The organism is Sphingomonas sp. AP4-R1, assembly GCF_013113735.1.
Lineage (GTDB): Bacteria > Pseudomonadota > Alphaproteobacteria > Sphingomonadales > Sphingomonadaceae > Sphingomonas_I.
Map to the genome: position 1 here is coordinate 5,174,738 of NZ_CP053346.1, position 16,616 is coordinate 5,191,353.

The 16,616-nt window shown below is 62.6% G+C and carries 15 protein-coding genes and 1 pseudogene; 6 read left to right on the forward strand and 10 right to left on the reverse strand.

The genetic code is table 11. The features are described 5' to 3' along the window. The first annotated feature begins 1 nt into the window (after window position 1). A complete protein-coding gene (locus HL653_RS23435) occupies window positions 2–619 on the forward strand; it encodes an SOS response-associated peptidase family protein (protein ID WP_171746627.1) in 618 nt (205 codons plus the stop codon). Window positions 620–744: 125 nt separating this feature from the next. Here the strand turns inward: HL653_RS23435 and HL653_RS23440 are convergent, their stop codons facing one another. Further along, window positions 745–1,164: a DUF3597 domain-containing protein gene (locus HL653_RS23440; RefSeq protein ID WP_171747231.1), complete on the reverse strand. Its 420-nt coding sequence runs from the start codon at window positions 1,162–1,164 to the stop codon at window positions 745–747. A 148-nt stretch (window positions 1,165–1,312) separates the two neighbouring features. On the opposite strand from HL653_RS23440, the gene HL653_RS23445 reads away from it, so the two are divergent. Both HL653_RS23445 and HL653_RS23450 read left to right on the forward strand, forming a co-directional pair. After that, a complete protein-coding gene (locus HL653_RS23445) occupies window positions 1,313–1,876 on the forward strand; it encodes a DUF4142 domain-containing protein (protein WP_171746628.1) in 564 nt (187 codons plus the stop codon). A 532-nt stretch (window positions 1,877–2,408) separates the two neighbouring features. After that, complete coding sequence (locus tag HL653_RS23450) at window positions 2,409–2,576, forward strand: DUF1328 domain-containing protein (protein ID WP_171747232.1); 168 nt, start codon at window positions 2,409–2,411, stop codon at window positions 2,574–2,576. Window positions 2,577–3,205: 629 nt separating this feature from the next. On the opposite strand, the gene HL653_RS23455 is transcribed toward HL653_RS23450, so the two are convergent. From HL653_RS23455 to HL653_RS23485, 7 genes and pseudogenes are all read right to left on the reverse strand, one after another. Next, on the reverse strand, window positions 3,206–6,424 hold the full coding sequence (locus HL653_RS23455) for a helicase-related protein (protein ID WP_253717363.1): 3,219 nt from the start codon (window positions 6,422–6,424) through the stop codon (window positions 3,206–3,208). A 144-nt stretch (window positions 6,425–6,568) separates the two neighbouring features. After that, a pseudogene (locus tag HL653_RS23460) lies at window positions 6,569–7,521 on the reverse strand (NAD(P)/FAD-dependent oxidoreductase). Continuing rightward, a complete protein-coding gene (locus HL653_RS23465) occupies window positions 7,518–7,781 on the reverse strand; it encodes a DUF3253 domain-containing protein (protein ID WP_171746629.1) in 264 nt (87 codons plus the stop codon). Before HL653_RS23465 ends, HL653_RS23460 begins: the two are co-directional and overlap by 4 nt. A gap of 2 nt (window positions 7,782–7,783) precedes the next feature. Next, window positions 7,784–8,227 (reverse strand): DMT family transporter, encoded by a 444-nt coding sequence (locus HL653_RS23470; RefSeq protein WP_171746630.1) that lies wholly within the window; start codon window positions 8,225–8,227, stop codon window positions 7,784–7,786. A 76-nt stretch (window positions 8,228–8,303) separates the two neighbouring features. After that, window positions 8,304–9,092, reverse strand: a complete 789-nt coding sequence (locus HL653_RS23475; protein ID WP_171746631.1) for an SDR family oxidoreductase — start codon at window positions 9,090–9,092, stop codon at window positions 8,304–8,306. Between the two features lie 14 nt (window positions 9,093–9,106). Further along, the gene (locus HL653_RS23480; RefSeq protein ID WP_171746632.1) at window positions 9,107–10,294 is read right to left on the reverse strand and encodes a zinc-dependent alcohol dehydrogenase; all 1,188 of its coding nucleotides are present in this window, start codon (window positions 10,292–10,294) and stop codon (window positions 9,107–9,109) included. Window positions 10,295–10,297: 3 nt separating this feature from the next. Further along, window positions 10,298–10,873 (reverse strand): SRPBCC family protein, encoded by a 576-nt coding sequence (locus HL653_RS23485; RefSeq protein WP_171746633.1) that lies wholly within the window; start codon window positions 10,871–10,873, stop codon window positions 10,298–10,300. Between the two features lie 154 nt (window positions 10,874–11,027). Here HL653_RS23485 and HL653_RS23490 point away from each other — a divergent pair, with 154 nt between their 5' ends. Both HL653_RS23490 and HL653_RS23495 read left to right on the forward strand, forming a co-directional pair. Further along, a complete protein-coding gene (locus tag HL653_RS23490; RefSeq protein WP_171746634.1) occupies window positions 11,028–12,122 on the forward strand; it encodes a catalase family protein in 1,095 nt (364 codons plus the stop codon). Window positions 12,123–12,130: 8 nt separating this feature from the next. After that, window positions 12,131–13,180 (forward strand): SDR family oxidoreductase, encoded by a 1,050-nt coding sequence (locus HL653_RS23495; protein WP_253717365.1) that lies wholly within the window; start codon window positions 12,131–12,133, stop codon window positions 13,178–13,180. Here the strand turns inward: HL653_RS23495 and HL653_RS23500 are convergent. Both HL653_RS23500 and HL653_RS23505 read right to left on the reverse strand, forming a co-directional pair. Continuing rightward, a complete protein-coding gene (locus HL653_RS23500) occupies window positions 13,177–14,010 on the reverse strand; it encodes an oxygenase MpaB family protein (RefSeq protein WP_253717366.1) in 834 nt (277 codons plus the stop codon). The genes HL653_RS23495 and HL653_RS23500 overlap by 4 nt on opposite strands. Before the next feature lie 53 nt (window positions 14,011–14,063). Beyond that, the gene (locus HL653_RS23505) at window positions 14,064–14,285 is read right to left on the reverse strand and encodes a hypothetical protein (RefSeq protein ID WP_171746637.1); all 222 of its coding nucleotides are present in this window, start codon (window positions 14,283–14,285) and stop codon (window positions 14,064–14,066) included. 164 nt (window positions 14,286–14,449) lie between these two features. On the opposite strand from HL653_RS23505, the gene HL653_RS23510 reads away from it, so the two are divergent. Next, a complete protein-coding gene (locus tag HL653_RS23510) occupies window positions 14,450–16,591 on the forward strand; it encodes a catalase (RefSeq protein ID WP_171746638.1) in 2,142 nt (713 codons plus the stop codon). Window positions 16,592–16,616 lie beyond the last annotated feature (25 nt).

A 16,616-nucleotide genomic window follows, 5' to 3' on the forward strand; every position in this document is an offset into this window, starting at 1 on the left:
CATGTGCAACGATTACAAGCTAGAACTCGATATCGCCTCGATCGTCCAGGACTTCTCGGAATCGAAGATCAAGATCAGGATGCCCGAAGGCACACCCAATGTTGCGGCGCGCGAGGATATCAAGATTGGTGACATCGCGCCGATCGTACGCGGGGCCAACGGGAAGCGCAGCTTGGGTGAGCTGGTTAACCGCAAGTGGAGTTGGCCTGGCCAAGGCGGCAAGCCGGTCTATAATTTTCGCTCCGAAGGTCGCCAGTTCGCCAGCGGCCGCTGCCTGATCCTCGCCGACGGCTTCTATGAATTCACCGATCCGATGCCGAGCCAGAGCCGCAAAACGAAGTGGCTGTTCACAATGAAGGATCATGACTGGTTCTGCATTGCCGGTATCTGGCGTTCCGATTCAAAGTTCGGCGAAGCCTTCACCATGCTGACGACCGAGCCGGGCGACGACATCGCGCCATATCATCACCGGCAGATCATCCCGCTGCCCCGCAAACGTTGGGTAGACTGGCTCGATGCGACCGTGCCGGCGCAGGATGTACTCGGCGTCCTGCCCAAAGGCAGCCTGCCAGTAACGCGCGTGTTTCCTCCGGAGGCTGCACAAGGGACGCTGGTTTAACGCAGGATATGCACGGGTCGTTCGCACCAACCCTTATGGATGGAATGCTCCCCCAGCCAAGGTGATGGGTTCGATGTTGGCACCGAGCAGCGCTTGCGCGGCGGCGACGACGTCGGCCTCCACGCTCAGCCGCGCAAGCTGTCGGGAACTATCCCGCCATTCTCAGCGAGCTTAGCGATAACGGCCTTGTGAAGCGCGATGTTCTGCTCGGCCGTGCCGGGCTCGCCGGCATGGACGCCGAGCTCGTCGGCAAGCTCCTTGCGAGCCTCGAGACTCGAATCGAGATCGAGCAGCCGGAGCAGGTCAACGATCGAGACCTTATAGTTGCCGCCCCCGCCCTTAGCGTTCGCCATTTCCGCCAACACGGCCCCGACATCGACTGGCTGGGCGGCGGGTGCCGAGGCCGGGGCCGGGGCCGCCGTTGGTGCAGGAGCCGCAGCGGGCGCAGCCGACGGCGCGGGATCGGCGGGTGCACTCGGAGCCGAGCGCGATTGCGCATGGCCATTGCCGAAGATCTTTCCCATAATATTACCAAAGATGCTCATCCGTTGATCCTTTACCGGTCTAAGAACATGGGCGCTCGCGTTCGAAAAACGGCTCACGGACCGGATAGCTCCTCCACCGGTTGCCGGGAACGGTCGCGTCCCACGACTCGTTGTAAGCTGGCTGACGAACAGGATGAGGGAGCTGGCCATGAACCGCGTGTCGATCGTGCTTTTGGGAGCCACCGCCTTGAGCCTCGGCGCCTGCGGCAGCAAGAAGGACACGGCAGCGCCCTCGCCCAATACGACAACGAATGTTGCGGCAGCCGAAGCGCCTCCGCCGCTTCTCGCACCGGGTCAGGAGTTCGCCAATAAGGCGGCATCCAGCGACGCATTCGAGATCGAAAGCTCGAAGCTCGCACTGGACAAATCGACGTCAGCGAACGTCAAAAGGTTTGCGAAGGCGATGATCACCGCACACACCGACTCTACCGGCAAACTTAAGACCGCAGCGGCATCGGTCAGCCCCGCGATCAAGCCAGATCCGACACCTACGGCCGAACAACAGGCTAAGCTCGATACATTGAAATCGACTAACGGTCCCGCGTTTGACACCGCCTATATCGATGCACAGCGCGGCGGGCACGAAATGACTCTCGCAGCACTGCGCGATTATGCAGCGAACGGCGATGTACCGGCGCTCAAGACATTTGCAACCGACTTGGTGCCGACAGTTACCGCACATCTCAATATGGCAAAAGGATTAAAACCTTAAGCATGGTGGCAGAAGGCATTATGTCGCGGCAACTATACAATCAGGGCGAGAAGATGACTGATAAGGGTCATCGTCCGAGGCCGACAGCTTAGCCTTCTCCGAAAAATTGAGCGGGCGTCTGAGCGTCGCGATCATCTCTTGTCGAAAGAGACCTTCCGCGCCGACCGAGTAACGGACGGTAGTGCAGCGATTGATCTAAAAATGGGTCTGCATCCGTCCGAACTTCTTCCGCTCGTAGCAGGTATCACGGATCTGCTCGCACGTAGGCTGTCGACGATCCCGCCTTGGAGACCTCGCGGGATCGACGACCTCGCTGCCGATAGCAGTCGATACGGCGAGCGTTTATGACTTTACGCGAATGTATCGAGTTCGAGGTTTCCCAACTTCGTCGTCATGAAACCCTAGCACCCGGCGACGTTACCGCGCCGCTCATTTCGGTTCCGGGTCGCCGCGCTGGAACATCGTAACACCATGCCTGTTTGACTATTGGATCGGTAAGCGATCGACGTAGTGTTTTGGCGAGGAGATGACGATGTTCCGTTGGGCTATAATATTTGCCGTCGTGGCAGTCGTTGCCGCGCTCTTGGGTTTTGGAGGTGTGGCGGGTCTCTCGGCCGACCTCGCAAAAATGCTTTTAATCGTGGCGGTCATCGTGCTGGCCCTGGGCTTCCTCTTCGGACGCGGTGCCAGGGTGCCGTAAACAAGTTTTTGACTACTACTCTTACAACGCGAGGGAGCGAGATTCGTGCGTTTTCCCGCTCCCTCACGTTAAGTTCGAATAGTCGATTGCTACTGCAAGTTCGAGCAGCCGTTCGAATTGTGGACTGCTGTGTAGCAGCAGAACTTTTGCTGTCGTGCTCCGCAAAAAGTCTGCCGGTTCTGCAAACGGGCCCACGTCTGTTGAGCCACTCGTTTTGTTTCCGAATATGATAATCAGACCCGGTAGTCGGACAGCGTCGTTCCCGATCGACGGGATGGCTTACGCCATCTTCCGGTAGCGCCGACGAGAGCTTCTGCCTGAGATAGGCGCCGTTAGGCTGATACGGGCTCACGGCGTATCTGTGCTGCTCTGATCATACGAGCAAACGTCGAGAGCTGAACCGACGTCCGTTTTGCGGCAGGGCTCGGATACCACTGGATGTCGCCTCTGGGTCCTAACCGCCACGTCAGCTATCGACCGCTTCTCGCCGTTTAGCATTCTAAACGGCACACCTAATAGCGGTCGTTGATCAGGATGGATGAAAGTCGGCTCGCTTAAACGCAGCGCTCAGCCGGCAAATCGACGTGTGAGCTGCGAGCATGAGCTCTCGCGTCCAAGGGCGATGGAAGCTAGCGGCCGTTTGATCGCGCCCCTGACGCCTCGTGACCACCAAGCGCCTCGACCAATTTCTCCACCCGGGCCAGCCGGGTGACCGGATCCTCGATCCGCTCGCTGAGCAGCCACCGCTGCTTCTTTCGTTTCAGACCAAGGCCATCTATTTTGCTTAAGAGGTCTCCGCGAGAAGTCAGAGCGATCGCAGCCGGTCCGGCGTCGATGCGGGCCACACGCGCAGCGCGCGCGGCGATTCGAATGCGGGCGATCCTGAGCAGCGTTTCGGCATCAGCCGGAATTGTTCCGAACCGGTCCTCGAGTTCATCGGCGAACGCCCGGAGATTCTCTGCATCCTCGATACGGGCGAGACGGCAGTAGAGCGTAACTCGAAGCTCCTCGTCCGGCAGCCAGTCCTCGGTTAGCCTGCCCTCGATGCCAAGATGAAGCTCTGGATTCCACCGCTCGACGTCCTCTCCGCGCGCCGCGCGGATCGAGGACTCTAGAAGATGCTGATAAAGATCGATGCCGATCAGCTTCATGTGGCCTGCCTGCGCTTCACCCAACAGATCGCCGGCACCCCGCATGTCGAGATCGCGCGCGCTGATGGCGAAGCCGGCGCCCAGCCGATCGAAGGCCTCAAGAGTTCGGAGGCGCTTTAGCGTGCGTGGCGCGATCTCGGCGGCGGGGTCGGTCAAGAGAAGCACCTGGCCGCGGCGACTACCTCGGCCGACCCGGCCTCGTAGCTGGTGCAGCTGCGACAGACCGAACCGATCCGCCCGCCAGATCACCATCGTATTTGCTCGTGGAACGTCCAGGCCCGCCTCGATGATGTTTGTCGCCAGCAGCACGTCTCCCTCGCCACGGCCAAAACGGACCATCGCCTCGTCGATCTCGGCCGCCGGCATTTTGCCATGTGCCTGCAGTACTTCGAGTTCTGGAACGATACGCGCCAGTTGCTCGGCAAGAGCCGCCATGTCCTCGATCCGCGGGACGACGACGAAGCTCTGTCCTCCCCGGCTCCTCTCGCGGAGCAGTGCGGCACGGACCGTCTCGGGCACGAACGGGCCCACAGAGGTGCGTATCGGCTGTCGGCGTGCGGGCGGGGTCGCGATGACCGAAAGCTGCTGGAGACCGACCAGCGCTGTCTGCAGGGTCCGAGGTATCGGCGTCGCGGAAAGGGTCAGGACATGGCCGGCGCCTAAGTCTCGCATGCGGGTCTTGTCGGCGGCGCCAAAGCGCTGCTCTTCGTCAATCACCACCAGAGCAAGATTCTTGTATGTCACGCCCTTGGCTGCGACCGCCCCGGTACCGACGACGACGTGGATGGAGCCGTCCGCGAGGCCGGCCTTCACGCGCTTCTTCTCCGCCGCTGACGACAGCCGTGAGAGGCCGGCAACGACCAGTCCGGTGCCTTCGAAGCGCGCCGAGAAGGTTTCGATATGCTGCCTGGCAAGAACGGTCGTCGGTGCCGCCACGGCCACTTGGGCACCGGACAGTGCGGCTACGGCCACAGCGCGTAGCGCGACTTCGGTCTTGCCGTACCCGACATCGCCTACGACGAGCCGATCCATCGGTCGTCCCGACGCCAGATCGTCTCGAACAGCGGAGATCGCGCGTGCCTGGTCCGGCGTCTCGCTGAACGGAAACCCAGCCGCGAAGCGTTCGTAGGCATCGGACGGTGGATCTAGCACCGGCGCGGTCTTTCCATTTCGTTGCGCAGCGAGTTCGGCCAGTCCTCGCGCACTCTCGGCGATCGCGGCATCGATGGCGCCTCGGCGCTTTTCCCAGCTGCCGCCATCGAGCTGATCCAGTGTGACCGCGTCTTCTTCGGCCCCATAGCGCCAGATTCGGTCGGCCTCCGCTACGGGCACCAGTCGTATCCCGTCGCTGGCGAAGGTTAGCGCGATCGCGTCGCCCGCCTCTCCGCCATCCCCCGCAGGCATCCGCTGCAGTCCGGAGACGACGGCAATGCCATGATCCTCGTGGACGACGACATCGCCGACCCGGATCTCGCCAAAAGCGAAAAGCGTCGCATCGGCCGACGCCACCAGCGCGTCCGCCCGCTCCGCGCGGCTTCCGAGCAGATCGGGCGCAGCGACGGCAAAGACGCCGTGTCGGACAAAACCCCTATCCACGGCCATCGCTAGGGCGCAGACGGATCCGGGTTCTGATGCCGTGACCTCTGCCCAAGAACTGGCCTGCTCGATAGGACATTTAAACGCTGCGGACACGCGTCTGGCCATGAAGCGCAGATCCCGTTCAGTCCCGAGCAGCGCGACGCGCTGCCCCGTCTCGATCGCGGCCTTGGTGGCCTTGGTGAATGCCTGGATCGGCCGCTTCGCCTCAACGAAGCGGGACGGAGCCTCTCCCGGTGGTCCGAGATCGACGACGTCGCGCCCCGAAAGCGCCCTCGCCCAGACCGCCTCGCCGGCAGCATCGCGGATGGCGCGGGTCGGGCGACGTCGGTTTGCATCTGCGGCCAGGGCGAGGAACCGTCGGCGGCGATCGGCCGAGGCGGCCGGCACGATCACGCGCGCTTCTGGCAGATGCTCGAGCAACGTAACGCCGTCCTCGCCGAGCGGCGGTTCGGCCACCCGACCAAGCTCGCGATGATCGCATGCGTCCACGGTGCGCTGATCAGCCGGATCATAGACGCGGATTGCGGAAACGCGGCCATCGACGGCTTCTATGCGGAGCGGGGCGTCGGCATCGGCGGGATACACATCGAGGACTTGCCCGCGGAGCGCGATCTCGCCCGGTTCGTCGACGCGCTCGTCCGAAACATACCCTAGACTTTCGAGTTCTCCGAACAAGGCGCTCAGGTCCACAGGGTTTCCGACGACGACACGCGGCAGGACGGCGTCGAAGGCCGCCGGCGGCGGATAGAGCCTACCAAGCGCCTCGCCCGTCGTGACGCACGCGATGCGCGGACGATCCCCTTGGGTAAGAAGCTGCCTGATCCTGAGCAAGGTCGAGACCCGCCGCCCGACGTTGGCCGGGGAAGCGGGTGCATCGTCGCCTGGTAAAGCATCACTGCTCGGACAGAATAGCACGGTGGCACTGGGCGCGGCGGCGGACAAAGCTTGCGTAATCGCTATCCCCCGCTGCTCGTCTGCGGCCGCGTAGAAGACATCGCTCTCTGCAACGATTTCTGCCAGATCCGTTGCAATTTCCCCGATCCCCAGCTCAGCCACCGCGAGCGGCTCCGCCAAAACAGCGTCGGCGACTTCAGGCACTCGTGTCTCCCAGAAGTGAGGACGTAGCTCCTCTTGTTTAGCCAGAACGAACGGGTCAGGCCTGCCGCCGTTCCTCCTTACTAATTCAAATCAAGGCTTTTTACGGGTTTGTCGCAGCAGGCCGCCGAGGATCGAACCTACTCGCTAACGCCGCAGCGGTGCGTGCTCATCGCGGTCATTGCGTATGGTCGTGGCGGCTACGCTCCTTCGCCCATTGCATGACTGATCTGGTCCAGCCCGAATACGACGTCGCCGGCGGCGTACAGACCGGGGAGATCCGTCCGCTGGTGACGGTCGACGACCATGCAGCCGTCATCACTCATCTGTACGCCCAGCGGCCTTGCGAGGTCGGAGTGGATGCGTGACCCGAGCGCCGGATAGGCTGTGTCGAACCGCAGCCTGCCGGTGGACGCCGTCATCGCGATGGTGTCCCCTTCGAGCGCAATTCTCGTGCAGGGGCCATCGATTACGGAAATGCCGGCGGCGGCAAGACGAGCGCGCACGTGCGCGTCGAGATCATGCGGCCTGTCGGACGCGATGAGTGTCACATCGGCGGTAAAGCTGCGCAGGAAGCAGGCTCCTTTCGCTCCGTGGGCCCCCGACCCGATGACGGCCACTCGCTTATCGGTCACCTCATAACCATCGCAAACCGGGCAGTAGCGCAGAAGACCGCGCTTCAGCGCGTCGTCGTGCACCGTCGGATCCATCTTGGGCCGGTTGTTCGAAACGCCGGTCGCCAGCAGGACGGCGCACGCAGCGTAGGTTTCATGGTGGGTGCGCACCTCGAACCCCTCCCCGCGCTGCTCTATCCGGTTCACCTCGGCATCGATCATGCGCGCGCCATAAAGTTCGGCCTGTTGACGCATGCGTCGCACGAGATCCTCGCCCGAGATGCCGCCGGGAAAACCCGCATGGTTGCGCGTTTTAAGGATCATCGATGCGCGGCTTCCGCCCCGATCGATCACAATCACATCAAGGTGAAACCGCGCGAGATAGATGGCGGCTGTCAGCCCGGCAGGGCCACCGCCGATCACGATGACCCTGGCAGTCTCTTGCGCGTCCTGTTCGGTTGATGACCAGAGGGTCTGCGCCGTCATGCGCGATCCCGCGTCTTGCTGATCCGGTAGGGGCCGTCACGCCTTGGCAACTCCCGCCCCTTCCACGTTAGACGGACCAAGCCGTCCGCCAGAAGGCGATCAACGGCGTCATGAACTGCCGGCATCTGAGCCCGCCATGCAGTAGCGCTCTGCTCGTTACCGCCAGCCATCGCCTTCGCCACTTCGCTGGGGCGAATCGTTGCGAACTCCGCTCGCCGGTCCAGAAGCGATAGGGTCAGATCGCGCGCTTTTGAGAGCACGCTTAGAAAATCGCGATCAAAGACAAACCGGCGATCATAAGCGCGCCTCCGATGAATCGCCCCCAGCCGGCCTGATGGACGTCGAAGCCAAGCAGACCGAAATGATCGAGTATCAGCCCCGTCAGCACCTCGGCGGTGACGATGCAGGCCATGAAGAGACCGGCGCCGAGCTTTGGCGCCGCATAGACTGTTCCGAGCACGAAGCCGACGCCAAGGATGCCGCCGGTCCAAGCCCACCAAGGCGCCGTCCCGGCGGCACTCGCCGCCGGCAGGCGTTCACCGGAAACGAGAACGACTGCAATCGAGGTGACCGCTGTCACCAGCGCGACCAGTGCCGCGGCCCAAAGCGGCGCGTCGAGAGCCCTCTGCAGCGTCTGATTTGATCCAGACTGAAAAGCGCTCGCGATGCCTGCGGCTAAAGCCACGCTGATGAAGACAAATTGCATGGTCGCCGAACGCTGCGCTTGGGCAAGTGGGTCCGGTCCGGATCAAGAGCATCGCCGCGCGATTGGCTCTTGCCCTTTATTCGTCCGGATTCGCGCTGCCGGGCTCGGCCATCTTGCGATGTTGTTCGGCGAGTACCGAGCCGGGCGTCACGTTGGCCAGCACCCCCTGGAGCTTTGTCTTCCAGCCAGAGAAGATCGACGCCTTGCCGGACATGACAGCGTCCCATCCGTCCTTGGCGACGTCGGCGGGATCGCTCTTGTTCGGGTCGGCACCCACCGATGTGTCGAGCATCTCGCCGCGCGCGAAGAACTCGGTCTCGACCGGGCCCGGCATTAGCGTCGTGAGCGTCACGCCATCGCTGTCCTTGATCTCATTGCGCAGCGCCTCGGTGAAGCTGTCCACGAAGGCCTTGCTGCCATTGTAGACCGCCTGGAAGGCACCGGGAACGTAACCAGCAACGGAGCCGGTCACGAGCACCTTTCCGTCGTTGCGCGCGACCATGCCAACGAGCACCTTCTGGATCAGATACAGCGTGCCGGTGATGTTGGTGTCGATGACATGCCGCCAGTCCGCGACCTGTTGATCGAGGAAGGCGTGCCCCAAGCCATGCCCGGCGTTGGCACAAAGCAGATCAATCTGCCGGCCCTCTGCGGCAGCGAGCAGCTTGTCGACGCCCTCGATCGTGGAAAGGTCGGCCTCGACCGAGGTCACCTGCGTGCCGAACTGCTTGAAATCATCGGCCGCCGCATTGATCAGCGGTTCGTCGGCCACGACCAGAATATCGTAGCCATCCTTGGCCGCCAGCGTCGCCAGTTCGAAGCCGATACCGGTCGAGGCGCCGGTGATGATCGCGAATTTCGCCATGTCTCTTCTCCGTGTCAGGCGGCGATGCTGAGGCCGGGCTTCAGCACGACCTTGGTCACCTCATTCTGGTTGTCGTGGAACATCTTGTAGCCCTCCGGCGCCTGCTCGAGGTCGAGCCGGTGCGAGATCAGGAAGGTCGTATCGATCTTGCCTTCGAGAATCGCGGCCAACAGCGCGGGCATGTAATGCTGGACGTGCGTCTGCCCGGTCTTCAGCGTCAGGCCCTTCTCCATGAAGGCGCCAAGCGGAAACTTGTCGACAAAGCCGCCGTAGACGGCCGGCATCGAGACGCGGCCACCCTTGCGGCAGGCGATGATCGCCTGACGGATCGAGTGCGGTCGATCGGTGCCCAGCATCAGCGTCTTCTTCACCTGGTCGAGCACATTATCGACGAAGAAGCCGTGGGCTTCGAGGCCTACCGCGTCGATCACCGCATCAGGACCGATCCCGCCCGTCATCAGCATCAGCGCCTCATATGTCGCCGTCTCTTCGAAGTTGATCGTCTCCGCCCCGAACTTCTTCGCCAGTTCCAGCCGGTGCGGGAAATGATCGATCGCGATCACGCGCTCGGCGCCCATCAGGAAGGCGGACTGAACCGCGAACAGGCCGACGGGCCCGCAGCCCCAGACAGCGACCGTGTCGCCCGGTTCGATCTGCGCATTCTCCGCCGCCATCCAGCCAGTCGGCAGAATGTCGGACAGGAACAGCACCTTCTCGTCCTCGATGCCGTCGGGAATGACGATAGGGCCGACATCGCTAAAAGGCACGCGGACATATTCCGCCTGACCGCCGGCATATCCGCCAGTCATGTGGCTGTAGCCGAACAGGCCGCTCATCGGCTGACCGTAGAGTTCCTGCGCGATGTCCTGGTTGTCGGCGGGCAGCGCATTGTCGCACGCTGAATATTGATGCTTGCCGCAATGATAGCAGCTGCCGCAGGCCATCGTGAACGGCACCACGACGCGCTGACCTTTCTTGAGATTAGACTTGGGGCCGACCTCGACGACCTCACCCATGAACTCGTGACCGAGGATGTCGCCCGATTGCATCGTCGGGATGAAACCGTCGTAGAGATGAAGATCCGACCCGCAGATCGCGGTTGACGTCACCTTGATGATGGCGTCGCGCGGGTTGAGGATCTCCGGATCGTCGACCGTGTCGACGCGGACGTCGTGTTTACCGTGCCAGGCAAGTGCGCGCATCGATCAGGCCCTCTCTTCTTCGAACTGCTTTTTGGTCCACGACGACGTCGCGATCTCACCGGTTTCCATCAGCTGCTTGAAGCGCCGGAGGTCACGACGCGCCTGGATCGCGGGCTCGCGCTGGAACATCTTGGCGATGACCTTGCCGATCACGCCGGCTGGCGGATCATAGGCGATGGTCGCCGTCACCACCGTACCGCGGGCGCCGGCGTCCCGAAATTCGATACGGCCGCTGTTGGATACGTCCGCACCCTCCTCCGATGCCCAGGCGATCAGTTCGTTCGGCCGGTCCTCGGTGATGCGCGCATCCCACTCGACGGTCTTGCCTCCGGGCGCCTTGACGACCCAATGCGAACGATCGCCGTTCGGCGCGATCGACACGACATTGTCCATGAAGCTGGGCAGGTTCGAGAGGTCACGCCAATAGGCATAGAGCTCGGCCGCCGGACGATTGATCGTCACGGCACGCGCGGTGATTGCGCCGCCCTTTCCATCGATCAAGCTGTCGGTGAGGTCCGTTGCGGCATCATGCCGCTTCGACGTCGCAATCGGCGCGTCGTCGTCCGCTGTTCCGGGCATCGCTGTCTCCTGGGATCTGTCGGTCAAAGCGTCCGGAACACCCGGGAGTTCCGCTCGTTTCCTTACCGAAATCTAGTCGTGACAAGTATTTAGGACGCGCGGTCATTGGGTCCGGGCGGCTGGATAGCTGTGCGATCTGCCAAGGAGATCCAGCATGACCGCATCGCCCATCCGCTACGCCGCTTCCGTCGAACAGCCGTCACCGGACGAGGCGGAAGCCATCCAAGGTCTGGAACAGACGTTTCAGAAGATCATGGACACCACGACCCGCGACTATGGGCGGGCCGTCCGTGGCGTCCATGCCAAGGGCCACGGCATCGTACGCGGATCGCTTACCGTTTCCGACGCACTTCCCGTGGAGCTGGCCCAGGGCCTGTTCGCAAATCCCGGAACCTATGAGACGGTGCTTCGCATATCGACGGCGCCCGGCGACATTCTCGATGACGGAGTCAGCGCGCCGCGCGGCATTGCGCTGAAGGTGCTGGGGGTTCCCGGCGAGCGTCTGCCCCGATCGGACGACGGCGACCAGGACTTCCTGATGGTCAACGGCCCGGTGTTCGGCGCCCCGACCCCTGCCGCGTTTCTGAAGAATTTGAAGCTGCTCGCCGCCACGACCGACAAGGGCGAAGGCCTGAAGAAAGCCTGGTCGGCGACATTGCGCGTGCTCGAGGGTGCGCTCGAGGCGGTCGGCGGCAGCTCGGTCCTGCTGTCGCAGCTCGGCGGCGCCCCCGAAGTCCATCCGCTCGGCGAGACCTATTTCTCGCAGACCGCCTACCGCTACGGCGAATACATCGCGAAGTTTGCACTCGTGCCAATCTCGGCCGGACTGACCGAAGTGACTGGCGCTAAGGTCAACATCAGCGATCGACCGGACGCCCTGCGCGAGGATGTTCGCGAGGTGATCGCCGAGCAGGGTGGGACCTGGGAACTGCGGGTGCAACTTTGCCGCGACCTGGAAACGATGCCCGTCGAGGATCCGACCAAGCCCTGGGATGATAAGGAAAGCCCCTTCCAGACCGTTGCGACGCTCCGCGTCGAACCGCAGGTGGCGTGGGAGCACGGCCGCAGCGATCGCGAGGAAGACAGCCTTTACTTCAGCCCGTGGCATGGCTTGGCGGCTCATCAACCCCTCGGTTCGATCAACCGCGCTCGGCAACAGGCCTACGAATTCTCCGGCGGCTTTCGCAGTCGCACCAACGGCTGCCCAATGCACCAGATCAAGCAGCTTAAGGATCTGGATTCCGAATGACAGTCCGCTTGAAGCCGCTTTCCGAACAGGTGGTCCTGATCACGGGCGCCAGCTCCGGGATCGGCCTCGCTACTGCCCGCGCAGCCGCCAGGCGGGGCGCTGCGGTCGTGCTCGTCGCCCGCACCGAGGCGGCGCTTTCCTCCATCGTCGAGGGTATCCAGGCGGGAGGCGCACGCGCTGCCTACGCGGTCGCCGATGTCGGCGTTCTGGCTGAGGTCGAGGCAGCCGCAGGCTTGGCCGTCGAACGCTTCGGTCGGATCGACACCTGGGTGAACTGCGCGGGCGTCGCGATTTACGCGAAGCTGGTGGACACGCCGGCTCATGAACACGAGCGACTTATCGAGACCAACTATTTCGGAGCAGTTCACGGTGCGTTGAACGGCGTGAGGCATCTGCGCGACCGCGGCGGTGCGCTGATCACCGTCGGCTCGATCGCGTCGGACTTCCCGTCTCCGATCATGGGCGCGTATGCGGCTTCAAAGCATGCGGCGAAGGCCTATATCGAGTCCCTCCGCATCGAGATCAACGCCGAGCGCCTGCCCATCTCGGTCACGCTCATCAAGCCATCCGGCACGAACACGCCGATCGCAGAGCATGCCGCCAACCATCAGGACGGCGAGGCGCTCATCCCTCCCCCCGTCTACGATCCCGACCTGGTCGCTGAGGCCATCCTCGATGCTGCGGAGAAGCCGCGCCTTGACGTTACCGTTGGCGGCGTGGGGCGTCTGCAGGCGCTGGCCGCGACGCACTTTCCAGGCCTCTACGCCCGCTTCGGTGGCGCGGTCGCGCCGCTGCTGTCCGATCCGAAACGGCAAAAGACGACAAGCGACAATCTCGATGCCGCACGTGCCGAGGCCCGCGAACGATCGCTCCATGAGTCAGGTCGGACGTTCAGCCTCTACGCCCCGATCAGCCGCGGACCGCTGGTACCCGTCGTTGCAGGTTTGGCAGTCACACTTGGTCTGGCTCTCCTTGTCTCTCGAAAGTCGGCATCGTCGGGGGACGCAAAAACGCCGACCACCCTTCCAAAGCCGCGCGTCCAGCAGAAGAAGCGCTAAGCGACTGGCTCCGAAAACGCCCATCGCAACGTGCTGGCAAGACCAAGCGCACCGCCCGTAACGACCGGGCGCAGAAGCGCTGGGGTGCGGTTGAGACCGTGCATCCGGCGCGCCCAGGCCGGCAACAGGTCGACAGCCGCCTGCGCGGTCATGGCATAGAGCGGGATTGCGAGCGGGTTGTCCGGCCGATGCTCCAGCACGAGGCGTGACACCTCACGCGTTCGTGCGTCGGCGTGAAGCGAGGCGCGCATGCTCCCGATCAAATCGAGCGCGGCCGCGCGCGAGGTGGGCACGGGATCGGCACCGACTGCGATCGCGACGCGCGCAAATTCGGCGAAGTACCGATCCTGCTGGGCAAGCGACAAAGGTCGGTCGCCATAGTGTTGCCAGGCATTGAGAAAGCTAGTTGCCTCGCTGACATGAACCCACGCCAGGAGGGCCGGGTCATCCGCTCGGTAGGCCGTGGCATCCGCCAAGACGCCCGCGACCGTGCTATGGACGGCGCGAACGCGTTCGATCGCAGCGTTAGCGAGCTCCCTGTCGCCGTAAGTCGTCAACGCAATGAAGCGCGCCGTCCGACGCAGACGGCCGAGCATGTCGGACCGAAAGTTGGAATGGTCCCACACGCCGGCGAGAACGGCGGGGTGAAGCATCTGGAGGAGCAAGGCGGAGATGCCACCCACCATCATGGATGTGACATCGCCGTGAACACGCCAGATCATCGATGTCGATGCGAACAGCGCGTTGGCGCTCCGCTCGACGGGCCTCTCCCCTTTTTCTTGATCGTTGAAAAGCTGGCGAACCCGCGCGACGATATCGCCCTTCGCCATGTGCGTTAAGCGAGACAGCATTAAACGAGGGTCAATCGCTGACGTTGGCGGTTCTAAGCCTTGCCGAGCTCACCGAGCTTTTTGCCGGGTGCTTTCTGCTCGACCTCGGTTTGGCCGCCGTGGCCGAGAAAATCCGACGTGGGCGATTTGTCCGTATGGGGGTTTGGATAGGCACCGCCGCCGGATTCTCCAGCGCCGCGCACACCCGGCATGGGCGCCTCGCGATCCTTCGAGCCTGCGCCATCCGCCTGCATGGGCTGCTTGTCATCGGCCATGACAAATCTCCTGCATCGAACGGTCAACGCTCAAGCTGCGCAAAGGGCCAAGTTCGTGCCGGTGAGGGGCCTTCAAAACGTCCTAACATGGGTTTGTCCGACCGCTTGGATCGCAACCTCCCATGTTTCCCCTGGTTTTGACATGCTTCAGGACAGGAGCATTCATGGCCAAGCGACCGGGCACCAACGACCGCAAAGACCACGCGGGACCGACGTTCGAAACTGCAGCGGGTGAAGGCGGCGAGACGCATCAGCTGGCGAGCAGCCCCGAGGAGACGCTGACGACCCAGCAGGGCGTGCCGGTTGCCGACGATCAGAACAGCCTCAAGGCCGGGGAGCGTGGTCCGACCTTGCTCGAGGACTTCCACTTTCGCGAAAAGATCTTTCACTTCGATCATGAGCGCATTCCGGAACGCGTTGTCCACGCTCGCGGCTTCGGCGCGCATGGTACGTTCACGCTGGCCGAAAATCTTTCTGAATTCACGTCCGCTAAGATCCTGACCGAGGTCGGCGAGCAGACGCCCATGTTCGTCCGGTTCTCGACCGTCGCGGGCAATAAGGGCTCGTCCGATCTCGCCCGCGACGTGCGTGGCTTTGCGGCAAAGTTTTACACCAAGGAGGGTAATTGGGATATCGTCGGGAATAACATCCCGGTGTTTTTCATCCAGGATGCGATCAAATTTCCCGATCTCATTCATGCCGCCAAGCAGGCGCCCGACCGCGGTTTCCCGCAAGCTCAGACTGCCCATGACAATTTCTGGGACTTCATCAGCCTGACACCTGAGTCGATGCACATGGTGATGTGGATCATGTCGGATCGCACCATCCCGCGCTCCTTCCGTTTTATCGAAGGTTTCGGGGTCCATAGCTTCCGGCTGATCAATGCTGAGGGCAAAGGCACCTACGTCAAATTCCACTTCAAGCCGAAGCTGGGGCTTCAGTCAGTGACGTGGAACGAGGCCGTCAAGATCAACGGCGCTGATCCCGACTTCCACCGCCGCGATCTCTGGGACGCCATCAATATGGGATCGCCGCCCGAGTGGGACCTGGGCGTTCAGCTCTTCGACGATGAGTTCGCGGACAAATTCGAGTTCGACATTCTCGATGCGACCAAGATCATTCCCGAAGAGCAAATTCCGGTGCGCCGCATCGGATCGTTCGTGCTTGACCGGGTCGTCGATAACTTCTTCGCCGAAACCGAGCAGGTCGCGTTCTGCACGCAGAATGTCGTGCCGGGCATCGGCTTCACGAACGACCCGCTTCTACAGGGCCGCAACTTCTCCTATCTCGATACGCAGCTGAAGCGCCTGGGCGGCCCGAATTCTACTCATATCCCGATCAACAGCCCCAAGGTGCCGGTCCAGAACTTCCAGCAGGACGGCCACATGGCGATGCGCAATCCGAGGGGTCGCGTAAACTATGAGCCGAACAGCTGGGGTGGACCGCGCGAGAACCCTGCCGCCGGCTACCGTCACTTCTCCGAAGACCTGACGGGCCGGAAGGTGCAAGCGCGATCGGCGACATTTGCCGACCATTACAGCCAGGCTCGCCAATTTTTCCTTTCTCAGACGTCGATCGAGCAGAAGCATATTGGCGACGCGCTGGTCTTCGAACTGTCGAAGGTGCAGCGGGTCGATATTCGCGAGAAGATGGTCAGTCACCTGCGGAATATCGATGACAAGCTCGCGCGAACGGTCGCGACCGGGTTGCGCCTGAGCAACTTCCCCGATCCGATCGCAGCGGCCTCGCCACCGATCGACTTGCCGCCTTCAGAAGCGTTGAGCATCATCCGCCGTGGTCCCAACAGCTTTGAGGGGCGCAAACTGGCGATCCTCGTTACCGATGGCGCGTCCGCCAAGATCGTGACGGCCCTGACCAAGGCGGTCGAGAAGGCCAAGGCCGTCTATGAGGTAGTTACACCGCAGATCGGCGGTGCCCAACTGGATGATGGCACGGTCATCGAAGGCCAGCAAAAAATCGATGGCGGCCCCTCGGTGCTTTACGACGCGGTCGCGATCGTGGTGTCGGCGGACGGTGCAGCGCAGCTGGCGATCGACAAGCCAGCCAAGGATTTCGTCAGCGATGCCTATGCCCATGCGAAATTCATCGGCTTCACGGCCGACGCCCTCCCGTTCCTGGAAAAGGCAGGGGTCGCACCTGACGATATGGATGAGGGTGTCGTGGCGCTTGATGGAGCCAAGGATGCAAATGCATTCCTTGATCTGTGCGGTAAGCTGCGGCTGTGGGATCGCGAACTGAAGGTCGATCTCGACGCGGCTGCGTTCCTCGATCCACTTCCGGCTTAAGGGGAAAGGCAGCGCCTGTGCAACA

Bases quoted from the DNA above. Each gene is read 5' to 3' on its own strand.
- HL653_RS23490 (WP_171746634.1), top strand. From the start codon at position 11,028: ATGACCGCATCGCCCATCCGCTACGCCGCTTCCGTCGAACAGCCGTCA.
- HL653_RS23445 (WP_171746628.1), top strand. From the start codon at position 1,313: ATGAACCGCGTGTCGATCGTGCTTTTGGGAGCCACCGCCTTGAGCCTC.
- HL653_RS23435 (WP_171746627.1), top strand. From the start codon at position 2: ATGTGCAACGATTACAAGCTAGAACTCGATATCGCCTCGATCGTCCAG.
- HL653_RS23500 (WP_253717366.1), bottom strand. From the start codon at position 14,010: ATGGCGAAGGGCGATATCGTCGCGCGGGTTCGCCAGCTTTTCAACGAT.
- HL653_RS23470 (WP_171746630.1), bottom strand. From the start codon at position 8,227: ATGCAATTTGTCTTCATCAGCGTGGCTTTAGCCGCAGGCATCGCGAGC.
- HL653_RS23475 (WP_171746631.1), bottom strand. From the start codon at position 9,092: ATGGCGAAATTCGCGATCATCACCGGCGCCTCGACCGGTATCGGCTTC.
- HL653_RS23505 (WP_171746637.1), bottom strand. From the start codon at position 14,285: ATGGCCGATGACAAGCAGCCCATGCAGGCGGATGGCGCAGGCTCGAAG.
- HL653_RS23510 (WP_171746638.1), top strand. From the start codon at position 14,450: ATGGCCAAGCGACCGGGCACCAACGACCGCAAAGACCACGCGGGACCG.
- HL653_RS23485 (WP_171746633.1), bottom strand. From the start codon at position 10,873: ATGCCCGGAACAGCGGACGACGACGCGCCGATTGCGACGTCGAAGCGG.
- HL653_RS23440 (WP_171747231.1), bottom strand. From the start codon at position 1,164: ATGAGCATCTTTGGTAATATTATGGGAAAGATCTTCGGCAATGGCCAT.
- HL653_RS23450 (WP_171747232.1), top strand. From the start codon at position 2,409: ATGTTCCGTTGGGCTATAATATTTGCCGTCGTGGCAGTCGTTGCCGCG.
- HL653_RS23480 (WP_171746632.1), bottom strand. From the start codon at position 10,294: ATGCGCGCACTTGCCTGGCACGGTAAACACGACGTCCGCGTCGACACG.